Source organism: Treponema putidum, from assembly GCF_024401155.1.
Taxonomy (GTDB): Bacteria; Spirochaetota; Spirochaetia; order Treponematales; family Treponemataceae; genus Treponema_B; species Treponema_B putidum.
The window spans coordinates 595,204-607,135 of the sequence record NZ_CP038804.1; the positions used below are offsets into that span (position 1 = coordinate 595,204).

Here is an 11,932-nt window from a genome sequence, read left to right on the forward strand (position 1 = left end):
TTTATGGAAACTACTAATAACTTAGTTACTGATTACGAAAACAAATTTATTCCCGGTATTCATAAATGGGGAAGACTTTCAATGCTCATAGCACTCATACTTTCATTTCTGCCTATAGGATACATGTATTTTGTAAAGGGATGGAGTGAAAGCGCTTCCGCCTTTGCAAGCGTAACTATTGCTATAGCATCATTCGGCATAGGCATGTGGCTGACCGAACCGATGAGTTATTTTCCTATACTCGGCAGTGCAGGAACTTATATGGGGTATTTTGCAGGAAATGTCTCAAACATGAGAGTACCTGTAGCTCTTTCAATTCAAAATGCTCTTAAATCAGATGTAACTGAACCGCGTGGAAATATTGCAACTATTATTGCTGTTGCAACTTCAGTATTTGTAAATTTGTGTATTCTACTGATTGTAATTATTGTAGGTCAAAAACTACTTACAGTTTTCCCGCCGGTAGTAATTAAATCTTTTAAATATGTTTTGCCGTCTCTATTTGGATCACTTATTGTAATGCGCTTTAAAGGAGAACCGAAAAAAGCCATCAAATATTTTATCCCGACTGCTATTATATACTATCTGATAGGATTCATACCGGGCATAGGCACTTTTAAATTGGCAATAGTTATCGGCGGTACTATTATATATGGTTATATTTTTCACAAAATTGAAAAAAACAAAAAGGCGGAGTAAATGAATTATATCGATCTGCATTGCGACACTTTAATGTTGACATGGAAAGAAGAACCTGGAGAAACGGTTGTATCCAATAAATCTTTTTCCGTAGATTTTGAGAGGTTAAAAAAATCAGGGGCATATGCTCAGTTTTTTGCTATTTTTATGTTAACCGAATCTATATTCAAATTTATAAAAAGACCTGTAATTTCGGATGATGAATACATCGAAAGCTTACTCGATCAAATAAAAAGAAATATAGAGAAAGTTGATTATGTAAAAATATGCAAATCCTATGACGAGTTTTTAAAAAATAAAAGCCAAAATATCATATCTGCTTTTTTAACTCTCGAAGACGGAAGAGCTGTCAATGGCGATCTAAAACGGCTTGATCACTTTTATGAAAAGGGCATTAGGTTAATAACCTTAACATGGAATAATGAAAACTGTATAGGTTTTCCCAATTCAAAAGACCCTGCGATTATGAATAGGGGATTAAAGCCGTTTGGAATTGAGCTTATTGAACGTATGAATAAATTGGGTATAATCATTGATGTAAGCCATCTTTCTGATGGAGGCTTTTATGATGTAGCAAAATACTCAAAAAAACCGTTTACAGCATCGCATTCGAATTCCCGCATATTAAGTCCTCATACAAGAAATATGACTGATGATATGATAAAGGTATTGGCGGACAAGGGCGGAGTGATGGGACTTAATTTAGGGCCGGAATTTTTAAATGAAGATATAACAAGTAAAGACAGCACCGTTGCCTTAATGGTTAAACATCTAAACCACCAAAAAAATATAGGAGGAATAGAAGTTCTAGCACTCGGTTCGGATTTCGATGGAGTTTTCGGTAACTTGGAAGTTAACAGCTGTGATAAGTATTATCTTCTTTTTGATGCGCTTAAAAAAGACGGATGGACGGAACATGAAATAGAAATGTTAGCATATAAAAATGCCGAAAGATTTCTAAAAGATGTCCTTAAATAGAACATTGAATAATAAGGAACCTCTAAAAGCTTCAGTTTTTAGAGGTTTCCCCTCGATTTAATTATTAAAGTTAAAAGTGATACACAAAGTGTGACACAAAGTGTGTCCATCTATTGACAGAAAACCTATTTTTTTTTATACTTATCAAGATAGCGTAACAATAACTAGGAGGCACATATGGCTGGTGCAAGTAAAAACTCACGAACTGCTGCTGCGACTCAAAAATTTAATTGTCCTTGCGGCGGAGAAATCGTATTAAAAACAATGGTCGATAACGGTAAGATTAAAAATATTGCAGAATGTTCAAAATGTAAAAGAGTTGAACGACGACCTAAAGACTTTCATTAATCGATCCGGTTTTAAAGTTCTTAAAACGCCGAAGAGGGAGGCTCTTTCTGTAAGATGAGGGTCTCCCTTTGTTATTTTTGCGAAATTTAAGGAGAATAGGGAAAAATGAGCAAGGATGATATTTTTAAATCGAGTTTGGGGGAAGAATGCGGAATTGCGGCTGTTTGGGATTCAAATTCCTATAAGACGGAAAATCCTGAAAGGCTGCCTTTCAGGCTGGATGATGCTGCCCGCTCGGTTTTCTATGCTCTTTTTTCTCTTCAGCATAGGGGACAGGAGGCTGCCGGTATGGCTGTTTCAAACGGAAAACACATCCGAGTCTTCAAAAAACCCGGCCTTGTTTCAAACATTTTTACCGAGCACGATATATCGAACCTTCAAGGCTATGCTGCCATAGGCCACACCCGATATTCGACTACGGGCTCTTCTTCTTTTGGAAATATCCAGCCCTTTTATATAGAAACAATGCACGGGCCTATAGCCCTTGCTCATAACGGAAACCTTGTAAATGCCCCGCATTTAAGGCAAAAACTTTTGGAAAGAGGGGTAGGCCTTTCTTCTACCTCGGATACCGAAGTTATGATTATGATGCTTGCCGCTGCCAAGGGCGATTCTTGGGCGGAGCGTATAGCTTCGTGTATGCGAGAATGGGAAGGAGCTTTTTCGATTGCCGTTTTAACGGTTGAAGGCATCTACATAGCCAGAGACCCTTGGGGCTTCAGGCCTCTTTGTGTCGGAAGTTTTCAGGACGGAGTATCGGTTGCAGCAAGCGAGTCTTGTGCTCTTTTAACCCTTGGATGCAAGGATTTTACTGAGGTAAAAGCCGGTGAAATTCTAAAACTTATAGACAACGGAGCCGAGCTTTGTATGCGCATTCCGCCTAAGGAGCCTCTTTCCCCATGTATCTTTGAGTACGTCTACTTTGCCCGCCCCGACTCGGTTTGGAACAATGCATCGGTTCATGTATCCCGTGTAAATTTCGGCAAGGAGCTTGCAAAAAATGCCCCCGTTGATGCCGATATAGTTATAGCCATTCCCGACTCGTCCCGTTCGGCGGCCATAGGCTATTCCCAAGAATCGGGCATCCCTTATGATGAAGGCTTTTCAAAAAACCGCTACATAGGACGCACCTTTATTCAGCCTACACAAAAATTGCGGGACCAAGGCGTTGCGATGAAATTCAATGTTCTTTCAGAAGCTGTCCAAGGAAAACGCATCATAGTGGTTGATGACAGCATCGTTAGAGGAAGCACCATGGGACCCTTAATCAAAATGCTTAGGGGAGCGGGTGCAAAAGAAGTACACATCAGAATATCTTCTCCTCCTGTACGGTACTCCTGCTTTATGGGCGTAGATATGGGAAACCCCGAAAACCTCATCGCCCACAAAAAAACGGTTGAAGAAATCAGGGAACACATCGGAGCCGACTCCTTAGTTTATCTGTCCCAAGAAAGTATGCTCAAGGCTATGAAAGATGCCGGAGCAAACACCCGCTTTTGCTGTGCCTGCTTTGACGGTAAATACCCCGTCGATGTCAGTGCCGCCGCCGATAAGAACAGCTTTGAGTAGAGAGCTCCTACCTTGAAAATTTTACTGATTTAATTAAAATGTATATCATATTGTGGAGATAAAATATGTTATGGAATGAACAAACGGAAAAATATTTTTTCAAAGAAGCTCTAAAATCTTTTGCCTCCCCTGAACAACTTTTTTATAACTTACAATCCGGCTATTATGCGTATATACCCAAAGATTTTGATTCTGAAGGACAAACATTGCAAAGTCGAAATTCATTGATAGGGCAATTTACAGAAAAATGGTGTAAACAAATTTTTTCTCCTATTGCTGAAGAATTCGGTTTATACGCTATTAATGGTGTAGTTTGTGAAGAAATTGCACTGACGAAATCGTCCAGTGCCGATCTGGCTCTTTGTACCAAAAATAGTATCAAGCAAAAAGCAGAAGATATAAAACTCATTTTTGAAATAAAAATGAGTATTGTTTCAAATTATCGCTTTGAACAACCTGATACTTTAACTTTAATCGGAGATTATAAAAGTCATAAAGGAAATCCGTCTCTGCTTAGATCAGATTCAATGTTAAAAGCTATAGGAAAATCTATTAATATTAGAGTTTCCGGTTCAAATGCAAATACTATCCCGATAATCATTTTAGGTAACAGTCCAATAACATCTACATATTCAAAAAAAGTTGATTTTTTAAAATCAGCCGGAGTTATTCAGGGCTTTTATAGTTTAAACCCAAATCCTACAAAATCGGATTTTATTTTTGAATCTCCTGAAAAAGGTTTTATAACGATTACTGATGAACATGAGTTGAAGAATTTATGTAAACGAATTTTATCGGAAGAACGGCATTATTTTTCTTCTATGATTTCAAAAAAACAACTTGGCAAGATAATAAGTATTGCGGCAAAAGAAATTGATGATGTTAAAAAAGGTGAAAAATTCTTAAAATTATTGCGAGGTTGTAATGAATAAAGTCGGTACTGAAACTAGCAGCTTTGGAGTTAGAGGCAGAATAAACCATGATTCCAGTAAATTTTATGATTCAAGATTATATAAAGAATTAGAAAAAAAAGAGCAAATTATTTCGGATATTGAAAATCCTTTTCCGGAAGAGTTACTTGATTCTATTATATTAGGTTCTTGTGAAAACATGAGTCAGATACCTGATAATTCTTTGCATTTAATGATAACATCTCCCCCCTACAATGTATCGAAAGAATATGATGATGATTTATCATTAGAAGAGTATTTGAAACTTCTTGAAAATGTTTTTTCCGAAACATATCGGGTGCTTGTAAATGGAGGGAGGGCATGTATAAATGTTGCAAATTTAGGACGTAAGCCGTATATTCCATTATCCGATTATATTTCAAAAATGATGGTTGATATAGGTTTTAATATGCGTGGCGAAATTATTTGGAATAAGGCGGCAAGCGCAAGTCCTTCAACAGCATGGGGCAGTTGGCAAAGCGCGTCAAATCCTACATTAAGAGATATTCATGAATATATCTTAGTTTTCTCAAAAGGAGATTATAAACGTCCACAATTACAAAAAGAAAATACTATACAACGCGAAGAATTTATGGAATGGACTAAGTCAATTTGGACAATGAATGCTGAAAGTGCAAAGAGAGTGGGGCATCCGGCTCCCTTTCCAATTGAATTGCCTTATAGATTAATTCAATTATACTCTTTTAAAAATGATATAGTTTTAGATCCTTTTATGGGCAGTGGAACGACGGCTATAGGAGCTTTGAAATCTCAACGGCATTATATAGGGTATGAAATAAATAATGATTATATAAATTTAGCAAATGAAAGGATTTATCCATATAAAATCGATAATCAGTTGTTTGCATAGTTGTAATTACTTTAAAGCAAGAATTTTTTATGGGAGTTAAACATGAAAAAACTTGTATTACTTTTTTGTGCTATTTTTACACTAGTTATTGTATTGATATTTATACCGAAATCGGTAATCGGTAAAAATAGAAATGACGAAAAATTTGTGTTATACAACACTAATATAAATACCATATATTTTGATTCTATAAAATTAGATGTAAAAGGCTCAACAGAAACTGTTAGACTTACTAAAACTGAATATGATAATTCTATTTGGGATATAGGTTTTGAAGTCTTAACGGAAAATATACCTGTAGATTTTAAATATAACGGAATTTTAAAATTAATGATTTTTGATGAAGATAATAATCTAATCGAGAGTAAAGAAATTAATTCGGTAGAGAGGTTTGTCTTTTCCGGTAAAGATTTATCAAATATTAAAATTGCTGCTTTTTGGAGAGATGTATTTAAAATTTCCGGTGAATATATTGATTTAATTTTATTAGTAGAAAAGGAAGATTCTCAATTATCAGGTTATCCTATTAGATGTTTTCTAGGTCCTATTGTAACTCCATAATATCCTGTTTGATCTTTTTCTTTTTTTTCAATTGCAAAATTTGCCTCTTTTTGATATAATATCCCTAGTAATTATTTAGGGGGAAATATGATTTATACATCTGAAAGCCTGCTTGAAGCTGCAAAAAACGCCGTTCCTAAGGCGGATCTTGTAACTTTACGCATTCACCGCACAAAGGATACCTTCTTTGCTGCGCAAGATGGAGCTTTTGAATCTTCCGGTTATTCGGCTGATCAGGGCTTTATGGTTGAAGTCTTGTATAAGGGGCATATTGCTTATGGGGCAAGTCAAAACATGACGCCTCAAGGAGCTGCCGAAACTGCCTGCCAAGCCTTTAATGCCGCTCAAAGCGCTTCAGCCTTTAAGATTGCCGATTTTGATAAAAAGGTCAGGCCGGATACGGAATTAAAATACGAGACTCTTAGGGGCAAAAAGACCCGACCTTCCAAAACGGAAATTTTCGATTATCTTTTTGAGATATGCAATATTTTAAAAGTCTCGGATGAGATTATTGATACTCACGCCTATGTAAGTTTAGGCGAAGAGGTAATCGAGCTTTTAAGTTCCGGCGGTGCAAATATCTTACAAGATTTTTATATAATAGGTTCAAGTTTCGGTGCAGCTGCCCGCCGAGGGGATATAATTCAGAGGCGAAGTTATAACGGCTTAGGTGCCCGCACCTTTCAGGGAGGATACGAGTTTTTAAATTTTGCCAAATCCAAAGCAGAGGCAAAAAGGGTAGGAAATGAGGTAATTGAACTTTTGGGAGCTGAACCCTGTCCTTCAGACAGACGCACTCTTGTCCTTATGCCTGACCAAATGCTTTTGCAAATTCACGAAAGCGTCGGTCATCCCTTGGAAATTGACCGCATTTTAGGGGATGAAAGAAACTTTGCAGGAGGCAGTTTTATAAAGCCTGAAGATATAGGAACCTTCCAATACGGTTCAAGCCTTATGAACATCTGCTACGATCCTACAATCCCATATCAGCTTGCCACCTTCGCCGCCGACCAAACGGGAGCTCAGGCAAAGAAAACCTTTATAATCAAGGACGGAATTTTAGTCTGCGCCTTAGGAAGCCTCGAAAGTGCAGGCCGCCTCTATGCGGGCAAACCCGTTCCGCAGGACAAGATGGTCGCAAACCAAAGAGCAACTTCGTGGAACCGTCCGCCGATAGACAGAATGGCAAACCTAAACCTTGAACCGGGAACGAGCAGCTTTGATCAAATAATTTCTTCAATCGAAAAAGGAATTATCATGACATCAAACCGCTCATGGTCGATAGACGATTACCGCAATAAATTTCAATTCGGATGCGAATACGGCCGGTTAATCGAAAACGGAAAAATTACGAAAACCGTGCGCGACCCGAACTACCGAGGCGTATCTCAAAACTTTTGGCGCAGCCTCTGTGCCGTAGGCGACAAATCTACCTTCCATGTTTACGGAACGCCTAACTGCGGTAAGGGAGAACCGAATCAAGTTATCAGTGTAGGACACGCAAGTCCTGTCTGTGCATTTTCTGATGTAGAAGTTTTTGGAGGCGGAAAATGAAAATGAGTTTTAAAGAATATTTTGAATCGATTGCCGATTTTATGCTTTCGGAACTGCTTGAGGGAGAAAAGATTTCTATTTCGTTTTCGGGCGAAAAGAGTTACTTTATGCGCTTTAGCAAGGCTAAGGTGCGCCAAAACGGAACGGTTGATCAAGGCTATTTTTCTTGTATCTTTTGGAAAAAGAACCGGACTCATAATTTCAGTTTCGGCATTCAGATGAGTATGGAAAGGGATAAGAAGATGGCTGCTGAGGCTCTTCAAGAAGCAAGGGACTCTATAATGCTCCTTCCTGAAGACAAGTACCAGTCAATTCCGGAAGCCTCAGACACTTCTTCGGCAATATATACGGGAAAACTTTTGCCCGAAGATAAGATACCCGAAATTATCTTATCGCCTGTCAAAGGCCTTGATTTTACAGGCCTTTATTCTCAGGGTGTTATTTGTGAAGGGGTTATAACCTCGGCAGGGGCAAGCCATTGGTTTCAAACCGAAACCTTTGTTTTGGATTATTCGGTCTGGCTTGAAAACGGGCGCGGTATAAAATCTCTTTATTCGGGAACGGAATGGAGTGATGCACAATATAAGGCAAAGATAGAGCAAGCTCGAAAGGGCTTGGAAGTTCTGCACACGCCTCAAAAAAAATTAGCACCAGGAAAATATAAAGCTTTTATAAGCGCCGATGCCCTCCTTGATGTAACGGACTTTTTTTCGTGGGACGGTTTTAGCGAAAGGAGTATGCAGCAAGGCTCCAGTGCCTATCTTGCCTTAAAGGAGGGAAGGGAACATTTTTCCGATAAGTTTAATTTGACTCAAGATTTTTCTCTAGGGCTTGAACCTGCCTTTAACTCAAACGGAGAGCTTGCCCCCGAAAAATTAAGTATAATCGAAAAGGGTAAACTTAAAAATACCTTGGTCAGCTTAAGAACCGAAACCCAGTACGGAGTAAAATCCAACGGTGCCCCTTTAAGCGAGGGTATGCGTTCAATAGTTATCGGAACGGGAAACCTAAACGAAGCTGATGCCGTAAAAGAGCTGGGTACGGGTATTTATATTTCTAACTTTAACTACCTAAACTGGAGCGATACATCCTCGGCCCGTGTTACCGGCATGACCCGTTTTGCCTGCCTTTGGGTAGAGGACGGAAAAATCGTTGCCCCGATTGCCGATATGCGCTGGGATGAATCCTTATACAATATGTTTGGGGAAAACCTTTTGGCCGTAACAAAGGAAAGCCGAATCTTTGCAAATACCGGTACCTACGGCAGAAGAAGAACGGGAGGTGCTTCGCTTCCCGGCATCTTGGTAAAGGATTTTAACTGTACGCTTTAGGGAGCTCCCCAAAGGGAGTACCCTTTTGGGTGCACCCTTTGGGGTGTCCTCCTTTGGGGATAAAAAATAAATGATATTAAAGCAAAGGCAGCAGCAGATTTTATCTCAAAAAATGGTGATGAACCAGCAGATGCTAAATGCTGTTGCCTTGCTTAATTTATCGACTGAAGAACTTCAAGAAGAGGTAATAAAAGAAGTAAAACGGAATCCTGCCCTTATTTTTAAAACCTCTTCACGAGTAAGTGCCGCCTCTACAGAGGAAGGGGATAAGCATCAAAGTTTTTTGGAGAGCATCGAAGATGATTCCCGCAAAACCCTTCAAGCCCATCTGATTGAACAAGCCGGAGAATCTATTACGGATGAATATGTTCTAGATGCTGCAATGCTCATCATCCAAAATTTAGACCGAAACGGTTTTTATTGGGTTCCTCTTGAAGAACTCTTTGCAGACATGCTTTCCGAAAAAAAAATAAAACATACTGAAATAAAAAAAGCCCTCAATATAGTCAGACGGCTTGAACCGATAGGCTGTGCCTGTACCGGTATTAAAGAATCTCTTATTGTGCAGGCCGGAATCCTTTGCGAGTCGCCCAAAACGCATGAAATCCTTGATATTTATAAAACCATACATTCTCTTTGCGTAAAGATAATAAAAGAACACTATGAAATTCTTGTCTTTGTTTCCGATTTAAAACTTTTTATAAAAAAACTTGCTCAAAAAAAAATCGTTATAGATATGGAAACGGCGGAAGAACTTGCAGAGCTGATAAACTCCTTAAACCCTAAGCCGGGACTTGCCTATTCACGCGAAGCCGTAGATGAAAAATTTATTGTGCCGGTTGCCGAGATAAAACGGGAAGGAAACGAATTTAAGATTATAATAAATGATGAGGAAGTCCCTGCCTTGGAAATTTCTCCCGAATATGAAAGAATAAAAAACTCGGGTTCGCGGGAAGAAAAAAAAGAGGCGTCGGACTTTTTAAACAAGGCTTCTCTATTTATGAGTGTTCTTGCCTACCGCAATCAGACTATACTAAAAGTCTTAACTGCCATTGTACATTTTCAAGAGCCTTTTTTTTTAGGCCGCCCCTGCAAACCTTCTGTTGAAGTGGAGAGTGAAAAAATGCAGGCAGGGTATTTAAAGCCCTTAAAACAAATCGATATTGCAGAAATTGTGGGCTTAAGCCCTTCTACCGTTTCGAGAGTTTCAAACCAAAAGTATATAAGATGCGAGTGGGGCATCTTTGAAATTAAAGACCTATTTTCGCCGGAAGTAAGCGGCGGCCTTTCAAAAGACTTTGTAGAAAAAGCCATACAAGAAATCATCGAATCGGATACCGAAAAAAAAACCGATGCCCGTATTTCGCAAATCTTAAAAGAACGCGGAATCGATATCGCCGTAAGAACTGTAAATAAGTACCGCAAGGAAATAGGACTTCCTTCATCGTATAACCGTAGTTGACATTTTTGCCGAATTGCCGTATAAAAAGATATGGAAATTACGGAGATTTATACCGGCCCGCTTTTTGTAAAGACTTGGGCTCTTCCCTTGGATAAAAAAACGGTTCTCCTCGTTGATCCGGGCGGCACGGATGAGGAATTGATGGAATATCTAAAAAACAAAAATGCCGAAAGACTCGAAATTATGCTTACCCACGGACATTTTGACCATGTGGGCGGCGTGCCAGAACTTATGCTAAAATATCCCGGTTCTTCTTTGTGGATTCATCCTGCAGATGCGGGCTATCTGGGTAAAAACGGAAAAGAAAAGCATATTGCATGTTTTAGCCAAATCCGTGCAGAGCGGTATATAAAAGCTATGAAATACGATTTTCCCGATCCTACCGGTTTTTTAAATGACGGAGATATTGTAAACGGTTTTAAGGTTTTATATACTCCCGGGCATACCGAAGGTTCTGTTTGTTTTTGGAATGAGGAAGAAAAAGTGCTTTTTTCGGGGGATACCCTTTTTTACCGCTCCCACGGAAGAACCGACCTTTTGGGCGGAGACGATCAGAAAATGAAGGCCTCATTAAAATCCCTTTTAAACCTGCCGGATGACACTGCCGTTTATCCCGGGCATGGATCAAATACCTCTATTGGGGATGAAAGGGGCTGGATAGAAAAAATTTAGACGGCCCTAAATATTTCCGGGATGAACATATTTTAAATTTTTTTGAGCTATCTTACACAGGCGCCTGATTGTTTCAGGCTTCGTTGGGAGCTTATCTTTCATTTTGTAGGCAGGATAGAAAGCTGAGATATGAAGGGGTATATCGGCTCTTATTTTTGAAAGCATTCGGGATAGGGCTTCCATTTCATCATCTCCGCTGTTATACCCTTCTATAATCAAGCAAGTAACTTCAATATGAATTTGTGAGGCGGCTTTTTTTATAGTGTTTATTACGGGTTCTATTTTCCCCTTACAAACCTTGGTATAAAACTGCGGAGAAAATGATTTTAAGTCTATATTCATTGCGTCAATCTTCGGAAGAATTCCGGCGAGCGGAGCTTCTTCGATAAAGCCGTTTGTTACAAGCACGGTCTTTAAATCTTTTTCTTTTGCAAGCGGGAGGACATCCTTAACATATTCATACCAAACTGTGGGCTCGTTATAGGTAAAAGCTATGCCGATGGAGGGAGTTTTTAAAACAGCCCCAATCAGCTCTGCAGGACTAACCCTATCATAGTCCGTTTCCTTTTCTATTTTTTCTTCTCTTGGAACGGAATGAACAAGGGAGTGGTTTTGACAAAATAGGCAGTCAAAGTTACAGCCGAAGGTTCCTACCGAGAAGATATAGGATGAAGGATAAAAATGATATAGGGGCTTTTTTTCGATAGGGTCGAGAGCTGCTCCCAAAACCTTGCCGTAGTTTAAGCTATAAAGTTTTCCGCCTATGTTTTTGCGGCTAAGGCATCGGGAGCTTTGTCCTTCTTTTATAAGACATCTGTGAGGGCATAAAAGGCAGCGTATTTTATCGTCTTCTTTTTTTGAAAATGAAGGTTCGTTTTTCCAAAATTCCGCTTCTTTCATAGCCCTCCTAAAGTCCTTTTAAAAAGATGCTCGAGCA

General features: G+C 39.1%; 12 protein-coding genes. 11 read left to right on the forward strand and 1 reads right to left on the reverse strand.

Translation table 11 applies throughout. The annotated features are described in order from the left end of the window. Positions 1-3 precede the first annotated feature (3 nt). The 11 genes from E4N74_RS02800 (at position 4) to E4N74_RS02850 (ending at position 10,995) form a co-directional block, all read left to right on the forward strand. Entirely contained in the window at positions 4-699 is a 696-nt protein-coding gene (locus E4N74_RS02800) for a hypothetical protein (protein ID WP_044978962.1), read from the forward strand. Further along, complete coding sequence (locus E4N74_RS02805; protein WP_044978963.1) at positions 700-1,677, forward strand: dipeptidase; 978 nt, start codon at positions 700-702, stop codon at positions 1,675-1,677. A 177-nt stretch (positions 1,678-1,854) separates the two neighbouring features. Then, positions 1,855-2,025, forward strand: a complete 171-nt coding sequence (locus tag E4N74_RS02810; protein WP_144242265.1) for a hypothetical protein — start codon at positions 1,855-1,857, stop codon at positions 2,023-2,025. 105 nt (positions 2,026-2,130) lie between these two features. Further along, a complete protein-coding gene (purF, locus tag E4N74_RS02815; RefSeq protein WP_044978964.1) occupies positions 2,131-3,594 on the forward strand; it encodes an amidophosphoribosyltransferase in 1,464 nt (487 codons plus the stop codon). Between the two features lie 65 nt (positions 3,595-3,659). Then, a complete protein-coding gene (locus tag E4N74_RS02820) occupies positions 3,660-4,526 on the forward strand; it encodes a hypothetical protein (protein WP_255818750.1) in 867 nt (288 codons plus the stop codon). Further along, positions 4,519-5,415 (forward strand): DNA-methyltransferase, encoded by an 897-nt coding sequence (locus tag E4N74_RS02825; protein WP_255818752.1) that lies wholly within the window; start codon positions 4,519-4,521, stop codon positions 5,413-5,415. Before E4N74_RS02820 ends, E4N74_RS02825 begins: the two co-directional genes overlap by 8 nt. Positions 5,416-5,457: 42 nt before the next feature. Beyond that, positions 5,458-5,976, forward strand: coding sequence for a hypothetical protein (locus tag E4N74_RS02830; protein WP_255818754.1), 519 nt, complete (start codon positions 5,458-5,460; stop codon positions 5,974-5,976). Positions 5,977-6,063: 87 nt separating this feature from the next. After that, the gene (locus tag E4N74_RS02835) at positions 6,064-7,530 is read left to right on the forward strand and encodes a TldD/PmbA family protein (protein ID WP_255818755.1); all 1,467 of its coding nucleotides are present in this window, start codon (positions 6,064-6,066) and stop codon (positions 7,528-7,530) included. Continuing rightward, the gene (locus E4N74_RS02840; protein ID WP_255818756.1) at positions 7,527-8,861 is read left to right on the forward strand and encodes a TldD/PmbA family protein; all 1,335 of its coding nucleotides are present in this window, start codon (positions 7,527-7,529) and stop codon (positions 8,859-8,861) included. Before E4N74_RS02835 ends, E4N74_RS02840 begins: the two co-directional genes overlap by 4 nt. A gap of 70 nt (positions 8,862-8,931) precedes the next feature. Continuing rightward, positions 8,932-10,323: an RNA polymerase factor sigma-54 gene (gene rpoN / locus E4N74_RS02845; protein ID WP_255818757.1), complete on the forward strand. Its 1,392-nt coding sequence runs from the start codon at positions 8,932-8,934 to the stop codon at positions 10,321-10,323. A gap of 30 nt (positions 10,324-10,353) precedes the next feature. Beyond that, the gene (locus tag E4N74_RS02850; RefSeq protein WP_255818758.1) at positions 10,354-10,995 is read left to right on the forward strand and encodes an MBL fold metallo-hydrolase; all 642 of its coding nucleotides are present in this window, start codon (positions 10,354-10,356) and stop codon (positions 10,993-10,995) included. Positions 10,996-11,001: 6 nt separating this feature from the next. On the opposite strand, the gene amrS is transcribed toward E4N74_RS02850, so the two are convergent. After that, positions 11,002-11,895 carry an AmmeMemoRadiSam system radical SAM enzyme gene (gene amrS / locus E4N74_RS02855; RefSeq protein WP_255806085.1) on the reverse strand — a complete coding sequence of 298 codons (894 nt, stop codon included), beginning with the start codon at positions 11,893-11,895 and terminating at the stop codon, positions 11,002-11,004. Between the last annotated feature and the right edge of the window lie 37 nt (positions 11,896-11,932).